This is a genomic window from Streptomyces sp. NPDC048196, assembly GCF_040652715.1.
Lineage (GTDB): Bacteria > Actinomycetota > Actinomycetes > Streptomycetales > Streptomycetaceae > Streptomyces > Streptomyces siderophoricus.
Window position 1 is genome coordinate 73,679 of record NZ_JBEZMM010000028.1, and the last position, 15,401, is coordinate 89,079.

General features: G+C 74.2%; 13 protein-coding genes. 3 read left to right on the top strand and 10 right to left on the bottom strand.

Annotated features, from left to right (window positions below):
* Positions 1-3: 3 nt before the first annotated feature.
* The 10 genes from AB0E02_RS24975 to AB0E02_RS25020 all read right to left on the bottom strand — a co-directional run bounded on the left by AB0E02_RS24975 (position 4) and on the right by AB0E02_RS25020 (position 11,190).
* A complete protein-coding gene (locus AB0E02_RS24975; protein ID WP_362142731.1) occupies positions 4-2,001 on the bottom strand; it encodes an NADH-quinone oxidoreductase subunit L in 1,998 nt (665 codons plus the stop codon).
* The gene (nuoK, locus tag AB0E02_RS24980) at positions 1,998-2,366 is read right to left on the bottom strand and encodes an NADH-quinone oxidoreductase subunit NuoK (RefSeq protein WP_201803164.1); all 369 of its coding nucleotides are present in this window, start codon (positions 2,364-2,366) and stop codon (positions 1,998-2,000) included. The genes AB0E02_RS24975 and nuoK overlap by 4 nt, the downstream gene beginning before the upstream one ends.
* Positions 2,366-2,995 carry an NADH-quinone oxidoreductase subunit J gene (locus AB0E02_RS24985; protein ID WP_362142733.1) on the bottom strand — a complete coding sequence of 210 codons (630 nt, stop codon included), beginning with the start codon at positions 2,993-2,995 and terminating at the stop codon, positions 2,366-2,368. The genes nuoK and AB0E02_RS24985 overlap by 1 nt, the downstream gene beginning before the upstream one ends.
* Positions 2,992-3,594 carry an NADH-quinone oxidoreductase subunit I gene (locus tag AB0E02_RS24990; protein WP_362142735.1) on the bottom strand — a complete coding sequence of 201 codons (603 nt, stop codon included), beginning with the start codon at positions 3,592-3,594 and terminating at the stop codon, positions 2,992-2,994. The genes AB0E02_RS24985 and AB0E02_RS24990 overlap by 4 nt, the downstream gene beginning before the upstream one ends.
* Positions 3,591-4,559 carry a complex I subunit 1 family protein gene (locus tag AB0E02_RS24995; protein WP_362142737.1) on the bottom strand — a complete coding sequence of 323 codons (969 nt, stop codon included), beginning with the start codon at positions 4,557-4,559 and terminating at the stop codon, positions 3,591-3,593. Before AB0E02_RS24995 ends, AB0E02_RS24990 begins: the two co-directional genes overlap by 4 nt.
* The gene (locus tag AB0E02_RS25000) at positions 4,556-6,157 is read right to left on the bottom strand and encodes an NADH-quinone oxidoreductase subunit C (protein WP_362142739.1); all 1,602 of its coding nucleotides are present in this window, start codon (positions 6,155-6,157) and stop codon (positions 4,556-4,558) included. Before AB0E02_RS25000 ends, AB0E02_RS24995 begins: the two co-directional genes overlap by 4 nt.
* Complete coding sequence (locus AB0E02_RS25005) at positions 6,154-6,798, bottom strand: NADH-quinone oxidoreductase subunit B (RefSeq protein ID WP_030412976.1); 645 nt, start codon at positions 6,796-6,798, stop codon at positions 6,154-6,156. Before AB0E02_RS25005 ends, AB0E02_RS25000 begins: the two co-directional genes overlap by 4 nt.
* Complete coding sequence (locus tag AB0E02_RS25010) at positions 6,789-7,190, bottom strand: NADH-quinone oxidoreductase subunit A (RefSeq protein WP_362142741.1); 402 nt, start codon at positions 7,188-7,190, stop codon at positions 6,789-6,791. The genes AB0E02_RS25005 and AB0E02_RS25010 overlap by 10 nt, the downstream gene beginning before the upstream one ends.
* A 311-nt stretch (positions 7,191-7,501) precedes the next feature.
* Entirely contained in the window at positions 7,502-9,202 is a 1,701-nt protein-coding gene (locus AB0E02_RS25015) for a hypothetical protein (RefSeq protein ID WP_362142743.1), read from the bottom strand.
* A gap of 836 nt (positions 9,203-10,038) precedes the next feature.
* A complete protein-coding gene (locus tag AB0E02_RS25020) occupies positions 10,039-11,190 on the bottom strand; it encodes a secretion protein snm4 (RefSeq protein WP_362142770.1) in 1,152 nt (383 codons plus the stop codon).
* A 328-nt stretch (positions 11,191-11,518) separates the two neighbouring features.
* Here AB0E02_RS25020 and AB0E02_RS25025 point away from each other — a divergent pair, with 328 nt between their 5' ends.
* The 3 genes from AB0E02_RS25025 to AB0E02_RS25035 all read left to right on the top strand — a co-directional run bounded on the left by AB0E02_RS25025 (position 11,519) and on the right by AB0E02_RS25035 (position 15,115).
* Entirely contained in the window at positions 11,519-12,784 is a 1,266-nt protein-coding gene (locus tag AB0E02_RS25025) for a sensor domain-containing protein (RefSeq protein WP_362142745.1), read from the top strand.
* Between the two features lie 186 nt (positions 12,785-12,970).
* Positions 12,971-14,290 (top strand): sensor domain-containing protein, encoded by a 1,320-nt coding sequence (locus tag AB0E02_RS25030; protein ID WP_362142746.1) that lies wholly within the window; start codon positions 12,971-12,973, stop codon positions 14,288-14,290.
* A 165-nt stretch (positions 14,291-14,455) separates the two neighbouring features.
* On the top strand, positions 14,456-15,115 hold the full coding sequence (locus AB0E02_RS25035; RefSeq protein WP_362142772.1) for a response regulator transcription factor: 660 nt from the start codon (positions 14,456-14,458) through the stop codon (positions 15,113-15,115).
* Positions 15,116-15,401: the final 286 nt, after the last annotated feature.

Genomic DNA, 15,401 nt, shown 5'->3' on the forward strand with positions numbered 1-15,401 from the left:
CGGTCAGGCTCCCGTGCCCGTGGCGACGAGGACGGCGGCGATCGCCAGGACGAGTGAGCCCGCCAGCAGCGCGCCGAGGTAGGTCTGCACGTTGCCGGTCTGGGCGCGGCGGACGGCGGCGCCCAGCCAGCGCGGGGCGGTGCCCGCACCGCGGACGTAGGTGTCGACGACCTCGCGGTCCAGGAAGCGGACGAGCGTGGCGGCGGCGCGTACGGGCCGGACGAACAGCGCGGAGTAGACGGCGTCCAGGTGGAAGCCGACGGCCGCGTGGCGGTGCAGCGGGCCGAGGAGGAGACGGCCGGGGTCGGCCGGGTCCGCGGCGCTCGCGTCGTCGCCGTAGACCGGGGCGTGGGTGGCGAGGGCCGTCTCCTCGGCGAGCCCGGGGGCCGCGTCCGGGTCGACGACGACCGCGCCGATGGGGGTGCGGGCGGCGAGCGCGGTGGTGTGGCGCCAGGCGGCGTAGGTGACCAGGCCGCCGACGACGGCGATACCGGTGCCGACGACGGAGGTGGTCAGGGTCGGAGCGAGCGAGCGCCCGTCGAACCAGTCGGGCAGGAGGGGGGCGGAAAGGCCCAGTGCGACGGTGGGGACGAAGAGCACCCACAGGACGGCGTTCATGACGACCGGCTGGGAACCGTGGTCGGGGGCTTCTACGCCCCGGCCCTTGAAGGCGAGCAGCCACAGGCGGGCGGCGTAGGCCGCGGTGAGGAGGGCGGTGAGCAGGCCGGAGACCAGGACGGTCCAGCCGGCCGCGCCGGGGATGTCGTGGGCGGCTCCGGTGGCGGCGTGCTCGGCGGCGCCGAGGACGGCTTCCTTGGAGAAGAAGCCGGCGAACGGCGGGATCGCGGCGAGCGCGAGCAGCGCCACGGTCACGGTCCAGTAGGCGTCCGGGATGCGCCGGGACAGGCCGCTCATCCGGGACATGGCGGCGAGCGAGTTGGTGCCCGCGGCGTGGATGATCACGCCCGCGCCGAGGAAGAGGAGGGCCTTGAACGCACCGTGTGCCAGGAGGTGGAAGAAGGCGGCGCCGCGGTCGCCGACGGCGAGCGCGCCCAGCATGTAGCCGAGCTGGCCGACCGTCGAATAGGCCAGTACGCGCTTGATGTCGTCCTGGGCCAGCGCGGCGAGGCCGGAGCCGACCATGGTGATCGCGGCGAGGACGGCCATCACGACCAGTGCGGCCGCGGAGGCCGCGAAGACCGGCAGGAGCCGGGCCACGACGTAGATGCCGGCCGCCACCATCGTCGCGGCGTGGATCAGCGCGGAGACCGGCGTCGGGCCGGCCATCGCGTCCGGGAGCCAGGTGTGCAGCGGGAACTGCGCGGACTTGCCCGCGACGCCGGCCAGCAGCAGCAGCGCGATCAGCGTCGGGTGGTCCAGGCCGCGGTGGGCGACCGAGCCGAGGATGCCGGTGATCCGGAAGGTGCCGGTGTCGGCGGCCAGCGCGAAGATGCCGAAGAGGAAGGGGACGTCGCCGAGCTTGGTGACCACGAACGCCTTGAGGGAGGCGGCCCGGGCGGTCTCGGTCTCCCAGTAGTGGCCGACGAGGAAGTACGAGCAGATGCCCATGACTTCCCAGCCGACCAGCAGCACCATCAGGTCGCCGGTGTAGACGACCAGCAGCATCGCGGCGGTGAAGAGCGAGACCAGCGCCGCGTAGGACGGGTAGCGCGGATCGTCGCGCAGATAGCCGGTGGAGTAGATCTGCACACAGGTCGCCACGACGCCGACGAGTACGGCGATCAGCGCGGCGAAGCCGTCGATGTGCAGCGCCAGGTCGATCGGCATCGATCCGGTCGGGGTGAGCCGGGTGGCGACGTCGGTGGCCGGTCCGCCACCCTGGCCGACGGCGACCGCGACGGTCAGCCCGGCCGCGGCGAGCGTCGGCAGCACGGCCAGCGGCCGTACGAAACCGGGCGTGCGCCGCCCCAGGAGGAGACCGGCGACGGCCCCGAGGAAGGGCAGGAGAGGAACGAGAACGGCGGTGGTCGTGAGGGTCACGCGGTGGCCTCCGCCTTGGTGTCCGGCTGCGGGGTCCCGTCGGCGTCGGCGCCGTCCGGCCGCTCGGCGAGGTCACGGAGCCGGTCGATGTCGGAGCTGCCGCGGTTGCGGTAGACGAGCAGCACGATCGCCAGGCCGATGCCGATCTCGGCGGCGGCGATGGCGATGGTGAAGAGGGTGAGCGCCTGGCCGGAGTGCAGGGTGTCACGCAGCCAGACGTCGAAGGCGACGAGGTTGAGGTTGACGGCGTTGAGCATCAGCTCGACGGACATCAGCACCAGGATCGCGTTGCGGCGGGCGAGCACGCCGTACAGACCGGTGCAGAAGAGGAGGACGGCGAGGACGGCCGGATAGGCGAGATGCATCAGCGCTGCTCCTCTCGTGGGGCGGTGGCAGGGGCCGCGGAGGCGCGGGCCGCGGCGTCCGGCAGGGCGGCCGCCGGGGCCCTGCCCTCACCGCCCCGGCGGGACAGCACGATCGCCCCGACGAGCGCGGCGAGCAGCAGCACGGACAGCGCCTCGAAGGGCAGCACCCAGTACTGGAAGAGGCTGCGGCCGGAGGCCTCGGTGGAGCCCTGGACGGGCCCTTCGAAATTGATCCAGGTGGTACGGAAGGCGTCGACGACGACCCAGACCAGGGCGCCGGCCGCGGCGAGCGCGACCACGAGCGCCGCCCAGCGGTTGCCGGAATCGGCGTCCGGGGAGCGTCCGATGGGAGCCTTGGTCAGCATCAGCCCGAAGAGCAGCAGGACGACCACGGATCCGACGTAGATGAGCACCTGCACCCAGGCGATGAACTCGGCCGTGAGCAGGAGGTATTCGACCGCGACCCCGCCGAGCGCGACGACCAGCCAGAGGGCGGCGTGCACCAGCTGCCGGGTGGTGACGGTGATGACGGCCGCGCCCAGGGTGGCGATGCCGACGAGCAGGAACGCGATCTCGACGCCGGTGGGCGACAGGAAGCCGTGCCCGGCGGCCGTGGCGGCGAGCGTCACGTCCCCTCCTCCTCGGTGTCCGGGTTCTGGTTCTGGCTCTCGTTCTGGCTCTCGTTCCGCGCCGCGGCCTCGGCCGCCTGCTGGGCGGCGAGTTTGTCCGCGGCCTTACGGGCGGCGGCGATCTCCTTGGGCTCCTCGGCCGCCGGGTCCAGCGCCGGCGGCTCGGGCACCGTCCACATCCACTCGCGGAGCTTGTCGCGTTCGTGGGTGAGGTCGTGGATGTCCGTCTCGGCGTACTCGAACTCCGGTGACCAGAAGAGCGCGTCGAAGGGGCAGACCTCGATGCAGATCCCGCAGTACATGCACAGCGCGAAGTCGATGGCGAAGCGGTCGAGCACGTTCCGGCTGCGCTCGCGGCCTCCGGGCGCGGCCGGCGGCACCGTCTCCTTGTGGGAGTCGATGTAGATGCACCAGTCCGGGCACTCGCGGGCGCACAGCATGCAGACCGTGCAGTTCTCCTCGAACAGCCCGATGACGCCGCGGGTGCGCGGCGCGAGATCGGGCTGGACGTCCGGGTACTGCGCGGTGACGGAACGCTTCGTCATCGTCCGCAGGGTGACGGCCAGGCCCTTGGCGAGACCGGAACCGGGGAAGCTCATGAGGAGATCACCACCTTGACGACGCCGGTGAGGGCGATCTGGGCCAGCGCGAGCGGGATGAGCCCCGTCCAGGCGAGCTTCTGCAGCTGGTCCTCGCGCAGCCGCGGGTAGGTGACCCGCAGCCAGATGACGCCGAAGGCGAGCAGCGCGGTCTTCAGCAGCGTCCACAGCCAGCCCAGGCCGTCGGCGCCGAACGGGCCGTGCCAGCCGCCCAGGAAGAGCACCGAGGTCAGCGCGCAGAGGACGACGATGCCCGCGTACTCGGCGAGCAGGAAGAGCGCGAACCGCAGACCGGTGTACTCGGTGTACGCACCGAAGATGATCTCCGAGTCGGCGACCGGCATGTCGAACGGCGGCCGCTGCAGCTCGGCGAGGCCCGCGGTGAAGAACACCACGCCGCCGACGATCTGCCACGGCACCCACCACCAGTGGAACGCCTCGACGATGCCGGGCAGCGAGAGCGTGCCGGCCGCCATCGCGACGGAGGCCGCGGCGAGCAGCATCGGCAGCTCGTACGCGAGCAGCTGCGCGGCCGTCCGCAGGGCGCCGAGCAGCGAGAACTTGTTCGCGGAGGCCCAGCCGGCCATCAGCGAGCCGAGCACGCCGACGCCCATGACGGCGAGCACGAAGAAGATGCCCGCGTCCAGGGCCTGCCCGACGGAGTTGTGCGGCCCTATCGGGATGGCGACCAGGACCAGGAGGTACGGCAGCAGGGCGACGGCCGGGGCGAGCTGGAAGATCCGCCGGTCGGCGCCGGCCGGCACGATGTCTTCCTTCTGCGCGAACTTCACGCCGTCGGCGACCAGCTGCGCCCAGCCGTGGAACCCGCCCGCGTACATGGGGCCGAGCCGGCCCTGCATATGGGCCATGACCTTGTGCTCGGTCTGCCCGATGACCAGCGGGAACACCAGGAACACGGCGAAGACCGCGATGAGGCGCAGCGCGATGTCGAGCGCGTCGCTCATGGGGTGTCGCCTCCTGCCGGGTCGTGGGGCTCCTGTGGGACCTGGGGGTCTTGTAGGGCCTGGGGGTCGTGCGGGGCCTGGGGGTCGGTCTGCGGCTCGGCTTCGGGGGCGGGGGCCGGCTTCGCCTCGGGGGTGGACGTCCCGGCTTCCGGCTTCGCCTCGGGGGCTGGCTCGGCTTCCGGCCCAGGCTCAGTGGTGGGTGCGGGCTTCGCCTCCGGGGCGGGCTTCGCCTCTGGGGCGGGCTTCGCCTCCGGGGCGGGCTTCGCCTCTGGGGCGGGCTTCCCCTCCGGGGCGGGCTTCCCCTCCGGGGCGGGCTTCGCCTCGGGCTCCGGCGTCGGCTTCGGCTCGGCCTCGGGCTGCTTCTGCGGCTCGTCGAAGGCCGGGCGGGCGTGGTGCCACGGTGCGTCGGAGGAGCGCGGGGCCGCCGGAGCCTTGGCGGGCTCGGCGTTCGCCGGGGTCTGGGCCTTGGCCGGGGGCTCGGTGGCCGCTGGAGGCTCGGTGGCCGCCGGGGGCTCGGTGGGCGCCGGGGGTGCCGTCTTTTCCGCCGCCTGCTCCGCCGCCTGCTGCTGGCTGGCCGAGCCCTGGCTCGCGGACCGGGTACGGCGTGCCGGCCGCTCCGGCCGCTCCGGCCGCTCGGCGCGCGTCGGGGCCGCCGGTGCCTCCGGGGTCGCAGGAGCCGCGGACGACGTGGCTCCGGACGACGTGGCTCCGGACGACGTTGCTCCGGACGACGTGGTCTCCGCCGCCTGCTGGCTGGCCGAGCCCGCGCTCGCCGACCGCGCACGCCGTACCGGACGCTCGCCCGCCGCGCCGCCGGCCGCCCGCGCACCCCGCGCCGGTCGTGCCGGCGCGGGCGGCAGCTGGCCCTTCAGCGGGCCCCACTCGTTCGGGTCCGGGACGCCCGGCGGCAGCATCTGACGCCGCTTGGGCCCACCGTGTTCGGACTCCCCCGGCTCCTTGGCCCCCGGCCACGCCTTGGCCACCCGGGCCGCCAGCACGAAGTCCTTGCGCAGCGGGTGCCCTTCGAAGCCCTCCGGGAGGAGCAGCGGTACGAGGTGGGGGTGGCCGGTGAAGTCGACGCCGAACATCTCGTGCGTCTCGCGCTCATGCCAGCCCGCGCCCGCGTACACGCCGACGGCGGTGGGCAGCGCGGCCGCGTCGTGCGGCACCGTGGTCCGGACGACCAGCCGGTGGACGGTGCCCGGGCGGGCGACGTCCACGAGGTGTGCGCAGATACGGAAGCCGGTGCCGGGCTCGTCCACGGCGCTGAGCCAGTCGAAGTAGCGGCAGCCGAGGTCGTCCCGGGCGGCGGTCAGCGCGGTGAGCCAGCCGTCCACCGGGACGTCGACGGTCAGCAGGTCGTACGCCAGCTCCGCGGTGGCACCGGCGCCGAAGATCTCGCTCGCGGGCCGCGGCAGCCACCCGATGACCGGCTCGGCAGGCTCGGCAGGCTCCGCGGGCTCGGCGGACCCGACCGGCTCGACCGGCTCGACGGCCTCAGGCTGCTGCTCGGGCCGGCCAGCCGGCTGGGGCTGACCAGTCTGCTGGGACTGGTCGGGCTGCTGGGACTGATCCGGCCGCTGGGGCTGGTCGCTCATCGGGGCTCCTCCCCCGCGGGCGCCGGCGCGGGCGGCGTCACCAGGCCGCTGCGCAGGGCGGCCGCCGAAGGCCGGGCCGCGCCGCCCTTCGCGTACCGCTCGCCCAGGGACTCGCGCGCGATCTTCTCCTGCAGCTTGAGGATGCCCTGGAGCAGCGCCTCCGGGCGCGGCGGGCAGCCCGGCACGTACACATCGACCGGGATGATCTGGTCGACGCCCTTGGTGACCGAGTACGAGTCCCAGTAGGGGCCGCCGCAGTTGGAGCAGGCGCCGAAGGAGATGACGTACTTGGGCTCGGGCATCTGCTCGTAGAGGCGCTTGACGGCCGGGGCCATCTTGTCCGTCACGGTGCCGGACACGACCATCAGGTCGGCCTGGCGCGGGCCGGGCGCGAACGGGATCACCCCGAGCCGGATGAAGTCGTGGCGGGCCATGGAAGCGGCGATGAACTCGATCGCGCAGCAGGCCAGCCCGAAGTTGAAGACCCACAGGCTGTAGCGGCGGCCCCAGTTGAGGACCACCTTCATCGGTTCGGGCGCGAGCCGGGCCAGGGTGCCCAGGCGGCGCGGCTCCGGAAGGAATTCCGGTGCAGCGCCCCCGGCCGCGGCCGCGGAGCTGTTGGCGGCTGGGGTCACGTCCATTCCAGGACGCCCTTCTTCCATGCGTAGAGCAGGCCGACGGTGAGGAAGCCGAGGAAGATGAACATCTCCACGAGCGTCGTGCCGCCGAAACCGGGGGCGGCGAAGACCGTCGCCCAGGGGAACAGGAAGATCGAGTCGACGGCGAAGATGACGTAGAGGAAGGCGTACACGTAGTAGCGGACCTGGGTGTGCGCCCAGCCCTCGCCGACCGGGTCCACGCCGCACTCGTACGTCAGCATCTTCTCGGGCGTCGGTACGACAGGCCGCAGCAGCCGCCCGGCCCCGAAGGCCACGGCCACGAAGAGCACACCGATTACGGCGATGAGCCCGACGACCGAGTAGCCCTGGAAGTAGTCCGCGGCGACGGTGGTGCGTACGGTCGCGTCCGGCACGTCCGCCCCTCGCTCCCTGACTGCGCTTGTTCAACGACTTCGACGATCTGCGATCTGTACGAACCGGAGTCTAGGCCCTGGTCGGCCCGCCCCGAGAAGCCGCGTCGTCGCCGACGGTGAGCTTGTCCGTACTTCGCCCTACCTGGGCGGCTGGCAGCGTAGACGGCAGGCCCGGTTGTCTCAGAAGCTGTCTCACGGAGCGGACGAACGGGCCGCCCGCGGGGCGAGCGCGCGGCGGAGGGCGGCGGAGGGCGGCGGAGCTGCGGACGGTGATCCCCCTCAGAGGATGTACCTGCGGACGGTGATCCCGATCAGTGGATCGGGCCACCGTCGAAGGGGCTGCGCCGGTCGGGGGCGGGGGGTGCGGCCGGCGCCGGGGCCGGGGCCGGTGGGGCCGCAGGGTGCACGACCGGCGCCGGGGCCGGTGGTGCCGCAGGGGGTGCGTACACCGGGGGCGGCTGGTGGGACGCAGCTGCTTGTTGCGGCTGAGGCGGCGCCGGATGCGGGTGTGGCTGGTGTGGCTGCAGCGGCTGGCCGTTCTGCTGGTGTGGCTGCGGCGGCTGGCCGTTCTGCTGGTGTGGCTGCTGGCTCGGCTGGTGGGCCTGCTGGTTCGGCTGGTTCGGCTGGCTCGGCTGGTGGGGCGAGGAGCCCGGCTGGCCCGGCTGGCCCGGCTGGTGGGTCGACTGGCTCGGCTGGCCTGGCTGGTGGGTCGGCTGGCCCGGCTGGTGGGTCGACTGGCTCGACTGATGGGTCGACTGGCTCGGCTGGCCGTGGGCCGATGGGCCCGGCTGGTGGGCCGGCTGCCGTGCCTGGTGCTGGCGGCGGATCGGATCCCGGGACACCGCGCGGTCCATCGCCTCGGCCGCGATCCGGGCCGCCGCCTCCCGGGTCCGCTCCCCGAGCAGTTCGGTCCGGATGGCACCGCCGGCCGCCAGATGGCGGTCGTACGGCAGCGGCAGCACCGCCGCACCACCGGCTCCGAGGTGGTCGGCGGCCTTGCGCACGTCGACGCCGCTGTCGGGCGAGGAGTGGGTGAGCACGACGACCGTGGTGGGCAGCAGGCCGGGGTGCAGCCCGCCGACCCAGTTCAGTACGGAACGGCTGGCCGCGACGCCCTCCGGGGTCGCCGGGGTGACCAGCACCCGCGCCTGCGTCGTCACCAGCGCCGTACGCGCCACCTCGGCGGGCAGCGTCTCGCAGTCCACCACCGTGGCCGCGAAGTGCCGCCGCAGGGAGGTCATCACGATCCGGTACGTGTCGAGGTCCAGGCGGGCGCCGATGGAGCCCTGGCTGCCGGGCAGCAGCCAGCCGCCGCCCGCGAACGGCAGGAGATAGCCGGTCAGGTCCGTGATCAGCATCGACGGATCGACGATCTGTGCCAGGTCCGTCCCGGACCAGCGCACCTCGCGGGCGCCGAGGCGGTGCGGCAGCGTGCCGAGCGCCGGGTCGGCCTCCACGGCTAGCACGGGGTCGGGCCGGTAGTGGGCGTAGGTGAGCGCCAGGAGGGCGGCGACGGTGGACTTGCCGGCGCCCCCACGGATGCTCGATACGGCTATCTGCCGGCCGGTCGTCACCGGCTGCTGGATGGCGTAGGCGGCCTGCGTGACGGCGGCCGTCTCGGCGGCCGGCGACGAGGCGAACACCCGGCGCAACGCACGGCCCGCACGCCGGGCCAGCGGGTCGCCCCGGCGCGGACGCGGCCCGCCGTCGGCCAGTTCCGGCGGCAGGAGCGGAACGGAGACCGGCGTCCGCGCCGGCAGCCCGGGCCCCGGCCGCCCATACCGCCCGGGAACAGGCGCAGGAGCAGGAGCAGGACCAGGCGCAGGAGCGGAAGTCTGCGCCTGGTCGGTGACGGGGGCCGGTGTGGGTGTCGATGTGGGGGCGGGGCTGTAGAGGGGAGTGGGGCTGTAGACGGGAGCGGAGCTGTAGAGGGGAGTGGGGGTGTAGACGGGGCTGGTGCCCTGGGTGGCGGTCGGGGCAGGGGTGGCGGCAGCGGTCGGCGACACCGGCATCGGGCCAGCGGCAGACACCGGCCCGGAAGCGGGCGCCGGCCCCGAAGCAGGCATGGGGCCGGGCGCAGCCATCGCCCCGGACACCGGCATCGGCCCAGGGGCGGGCGCCTGTACGGGTGCGGTGGGCGCGTGTGGGGTTGTGGTGGGCATCTGCGGGGATGCCTCGGACGCCGACGGAGCTACGGCAGGCTGCGCCGCGGCGGGCATCGGCCCGGCACCCGCGGCACCAGGAACCTGCCCGCCGGCCGACTCCGGGCCACCGGCCAGCCCCTGCCCACCGTTCAATTCCTGGCCACCGTTCAACTCCTGCCCGCCGCTCGGCACCTGCCCGCCCGCAGCCGCCTGACCATGCCCCGCTCGCTGTTCAGCCCCCGGCACCGACCCGGCCACCGTTACGGACTCAGCCCCCGGCACCGACCCGTCCGTCGGCACCGACCCGGCCGTCGGCAGGGCGCCGGTACTCGCTCCCGCAGCCCCGTCCCTCGTCGTCACCGCGTCCACGTCCCCTCCTGCTTGCCGTCCGGTCCCGCCCCCGTGCTCCCCTGCTCCCCCAGCTCCCTCGGCTCTCCGTGCCCCCGTCTCCTGATACGTGCCCGCATACCTGCCCGCATCCGCCCCCGGTCCCGCATCCGCGCGCAGGCTCGCTCCCGCCCACACACCCGCAGCCGCATCCGCATCCGCATCCCGCCGCGGACACCCATCCCCTGCCCCCGCGCCCGCGTCCCCCTGCCCCCCCGGCAGACCCACCCGTAGGCACCCCCGTAGCCCCACCCACAGGCGCTCCCATAGGCCCACCCACAGGCACGCCCGAAGCCGACATGTGTCCTCCCTCCGGGTCAGGACGCGCCGGACAGCAGGCCGTAGAGCCCGAAGGCGCCCAGGGCCACCGGGATCAGCGCCGCCACGCTCACCGACTCGACCAGGTCCAGCCAGCGGCGCAGACGGGTCCGCAGCGGCTCCGGCATCCGTATCGACGGGACCACGGCGGGCAGCACCGCCAGCACGCCGAGGGCGGCCAGTGCGGGCGCCGGGGCGCCGCCGTCGGTGCCCCAGAGCAGCACCAGCCGGACGGCCGTCGCCAGGCCGGCCGCGAGCAGCGCGACGACCTCCACCGCCAGCGGGTACGCCCGCGCCCGCGAGCACAGGACGACGCTCAGCAGCAGCGCCGCGAGCACCGTCCACAGGCCGGGGGTCTGCACCGCGAGCACCCCGCCCGCGCCCGCCGAGACGGCCGTCGCCACCGTGACCAGGGAGAGCTCCCGGTGTGCGCCGCCGAGAGCGGCCCCCACCTGGTGGCGGCTGACCGGGGTGCCGCCGGAGCGCTGGTCGTCGAGCCGGGTCAGTCCGGCCGTCATCAGGGCGAGCCGGGGGAGGTACCCGAGGACCAGTACGGAGACGAAGGCGAGCGCAACTCCCGTACGGGCGGGCGTGGTCAGCGCCAGTCCCAGCTCCCACCCGCCGACCGCGAGCACCACCGACGCGGCGCCCATCAGGGCCGCGCGGCCCGCGGTCGTGCAGAGTCCGAGGAGCGCGAGCACGGCCGCGGCGGTGAGGCCGACGGCGGCGAGCCGGGCGCCGCCACCGGAGGTGGCCTGCCAGGCGGCGGCCACCCCGAGGGTGCCGCCGAGCAGCAACAGGGCGGCCGCGGGGGCGTGCTGACCGCTCCGTACGGCACCCGGGGCGCGTGCGTCCTTCTTGGCGAGCGCGCCGACGGCCGCTCCGGCCCCGGCGACCACGACAGCGGCGATACCGGCCGCCGATGCGGCGCCGTCCCCGAACCAGCTGTGCGCACAGACCCCGGCGACCGCCGCGAGCAGCACGCTCGCCGTCGCCGCCGTCCACGTCCTGCTGCGGTCGCCCCAGCCCCAGCCCCAGCCGCGGACGTCGAGGGAGGCGGCCACCGTGCCGGTGGCGTGCGGCGCCGCGTCAGCCGGCTGCCGTACGGCGGATTCCGGCGTCACTACCAGGCCGTCGTCGCCCCGCGCCATCGCCACTCGCCCCTCCCGTTGTGCATCGCCACACAATAAGGTCCGGCCGGCGCGCCGTGTCCACCGCTGTGGATAACGAGACCGGCATCAACCTGCACCAACGCCCCGTACCGGCTCGCGAATCGGGTCGCGGATCGGGTCGCGGATCGGGTTGTCTTCCCCTCGTCCCCGCCTCCGCGCCGATGACCTGCGGGAAGGTCCGCGGCACGAGGCGCGGGGACGGTCCGTCGCCCGGCCCGGCGCGCGGTGCGCGGGGTGGGGAAAACCCCACCGCGGCCGCCCCGGCCACCCCATGGCACGGCGGGCCGCGGCCGGGCAGGCTGGGCGCATGACCGTGAGTTCCCGACCCCGTGCCGCCGACGACGTCCTTGACGAGGTGTCACCTCCGCCGCCGCGTCCGCCGTTCGACGCCGCGACCTGGCGGGAGATCGGCCATCTGCTGGCCAACTTGCCGCTGGGCATCGCGGCGTTCGTGGTGCTGGTGGTGTGGCTGACGCTGGGCACCGGGTTGTCGGTGACGGTCATCGGGCTGCCGCTGCTGGCTCTCGGTCTCAAGGCGTGCCGCCGGTACGGGAGGCTGGAGCGGGCCCGGGCGCGGGCGCTGCTCGGGGTGCGGGTGGCCGAGCCGAGCCCGCTGCGCCCGCGCGACAAGGGGTTCTTCCCGTGGTTGCGGGCGAGTGTTGCGGATCCGGTCGCCTGGCGGCACGCGCTGTTCGCGTTCGTCCGGCTGCCGTGGTCGGTGCTCACCTTCGCGGTCGTGCTGGTCTCGCTCTTCGTGGGCTGGCCGGTGCTGCCCTGGGTGGCGCGCGGGCTGGCGAACGTGGACCGGGCGATGGTGCGCGGGCTGCTGTCGCCCTCGGACGAGCTGGAGCGGCGGATCGCCGAACTGGAGGCGGACCGGATGACGGTCACCGACACCGCGGCCGCCGATCTGCGGCGCATCGAACGGGACCTCCACGACGGTGCGCAGGCCCGGCTGGTGGCGCTCGCGATGGGTCTGGGCCTGGCGAAGGAGAAGCTGCTGGAGGGCCGGGCCGACGAGACCGTGGCGGCGATGGTGGACGAGGCGCACGGCGAGGTGAAGCTGGCGCTGCAGGAGCTGCGGGACCTGGCGCGGGGCATCCACCCGGCGATCCTGACCGACCGCGGGCTGGGGCCGGCCCTGGCCTCGCTGGCCGGGCGCTGCACGGTGCCCGCGACGGTGGCGGTGGACCTGGACGAGCGGCCCGCGCCGGCGATCGAGGGCATCGCGTACTTCACCGTCTCGGAGCTGCTGCAGAACATCTCCAAGCACAGCGCGGCCCGGCAGGCGTCCGTCGAGGTGTGGCGGTCCGCGGACCGGCTGCTGATCCAGGTCGGGGACGACGGCAAGGGCGGGGCGCGGCTGGACGGCGGCAGCGGGCTGGCCGGGCTGGCCGAACGGCTGGGGGCGGTGGACGGGGTGTTCCTGCTGAGCTCGCCGGACGGCGGGCCCACCCGGGTGACCGCGGAACTGCCGTGGCGGGCCCGGCCGGGCGCGGGCGCACGGCCCGCGTCCACGACCGGACGGGCGGCGTCCGATCCCCCGGCCGGGCGGGGGCGGAAGCGCCGCTGACCAGCGGATCGTGCCGGGCCCGCGGCCCGGGGTGGGGAAAACCCCCGGAACGGACTGCGAGCAGCCTCATGGTGCGGCGAGGGGCGGGTCGCGGACGCTGGTCACGGCGCCGCACACCGCAGACGGTTCCCTCACCGCAGAGGCCCGCACCGCACCCGGTCACCCGGCAGAACGGACGACGAGACGATGGAATCCGCATACACCCCGCAGCCCCACCCCCACCCCTCCCGGGTGCCGGTGGCGCTGCGCGCCCCTTTTTCCGGGCGCACCTGGCGGGAGTTCCTGTACCTCTTCCTCAGCTACCCGATCGCCTGCGTGCTGTTCGTCTACGCGATCGGGGTGCTCGCGGTCGGCGCGGGCCTGCTGGTCACGTTCCTCGGCATCCCGGTGCTGGCCGGCGGGCTGGCCGGGGCCCGGGGGCTGGGCGGCCTGGAGCGGGCGCGGGCCCGGGTGCTGCTGGGGCTGGAGGTGGCTACCCCGGAGCCGGTGCGTCCCGCGAAGCCGGGGCTGATGGCGTGGATCGGGGCCGTCCTGAAGAGCGGGGTGTCCTGGCGGCACCTCCTGTACTGCCTGCTGCGCTTCCCGTGGGCGATCTTCGCCTTCATCTTCTCGCTGACGTTCTGGACGCTCGGCTGGACGCTGCTGGCGTACCCGTTGTGGCGGTGGATCTTCCCCGCGTACCTGGGGCAGCCGGGCATCCAGCTGTGGGGCGACGGCCTGGGCAACGGCCGCTACGTCGACACCCCGGCGGAGATCGGGCTCGTGAGCGGGGCCGGGCTGCTGCTCGTGCTGGCCGGGCCGTGGGTGATCCGCGGGCTGACCCAGGTGGACCGGGTCCTGGTGCACGGCCTGCTGGGGCCCTCGTCCCTCGCCACCCGGGTCTCGCAGCTGGAGTCGGACCGCGGCGTGGTGGTGGACACCGCGGCCGCCGATCTGCGGCGCATCGAACGAGACCTCCACGACGGTGCGCAGGCCCGGCTGGTGGCGCTCGCGATGGACCTGGGCCTGGCCAAGGAGAAGCTGGCGGAGGATCCGCAGGCCGCCGCGAAGATGGTCGACGAGGCGCACGGCGAGGTGAAGATCGCCCTCCAGGAGCTGCGTGACCTGGCCCGCGGCATCCATCCGGCGATCCTCACCGACCGGGGGCTGGGCCCGGCGCTGTCGGCGCTGGCCGCGCGCTGCACGGTCCCGGTGACGGTGACCGTGGACCTGGACCAGCGGCCGGCCGCGGCGATCGAGGGCATCGCGTACTTCACCGCGTCCGAGCTGCTGCAGAACGTCTCCAAGCACGCCCGGGCCACCGGCGCCACGCTGGACGTCTGGCGCACCGGGGACCGGCTGATGGTCCTGGTGACGGACGACGGACGGGGCGGCGCCCATACGGACGACGGGACCGGGCTGGCCGGACTCGCCGAACGCCTCGCCGCCGTCGAGGGCCTGCTGATCGTCGACTCACCGGTCGGCGGCCCGACGCACATCACCGCCGAACTGCCCTGGCGCGGCTGACTGGGCCCGCCGCCCCGGAGCCGCGCCCGCCCCGGCCCCATCCCGAACGCCCCACCCGCCCCCTACACCCCGCCCACCTCCCCCGCCCCGTCCGGATCCTGAGATGCTGGGGCCCGACAGGGCGGGCGCGTACGAGGCATGGGGGGATCCGTGGAGGACGGCAAGGTGCGGGTGGTCATCGCCGAGGATTCGGTGCTGCTCCGGGAGGGGCTGACCCGGCTCCTCACCGACCGGGGGCACGAGGTCGTGGCGGGGGTGGGCGACGCCGAGGCGCTGATCAAGGTGATCGGGGAGCTGGCGGACGAGGGCGCGCTGCCGGACGTGGTGGTGGCGGACGTGCGGATGCCGCCGACGCACACCGACGAGGGCGTACGGGCCGCGGTCCGGCTCCGCCGGGACCACCCCGGCCTGGGGGTGCTGGTGCTCTCGCAGTACGTCGAGGAGCAGTACGCCACGGAGCTGCTGGCCGGGTCGACCCAGGGCGTGGGCTATCTGCTCAAGGACCGGGTGGCCGAGGTCCGTGAGTTCGTCGACGCGGTGGTGCGGGTCGCCGGGGGCGGTACGGCCCTGGACCCGGAGGTGGTGGCGCAGCTGCTGGGCCGCAGCCGCAAGCAGAACGTACTGGCGCATCTGACGCCGCGGGAGCGGGAGGTGCTGGGGCTGATGGCCGAGGGCCGGACGAACTCCGCCGTCGCCCGTGCGCTGGTGGTCAGCGACGGCGCGGTCGAGAAGCACGTCAGCAACATCTTCCTGAAGCTGGGCCTGGCGCAGAGTGACGGGGATCACCGCAGAGTGCTCGCCGTCCTGACCTACCTCAATTCCTGAGGACCTGACAGGCTGTCAGACGTCCAGTTCACGGGGTGTTCACCGCCGGACCGGGCCTCCGGACGGAGAACCGGGGGCGGAGTCCGGAGCGTCATGAAGAAGGGGTCACGGGGGCGGTGATTTCATGACAAAACGCACCAGATCGGTGTCTCATGGTGACGTCCACCATGTGATCGAGCCAGGGAAGGGCACCCTTACCCACGTACGATGGTTATGGGACAACCGGTCGGTACGACACGTCCCGAGCCCTGCCTCCGGCGGGGACGCCGCACCCCTTAGAGGGAGG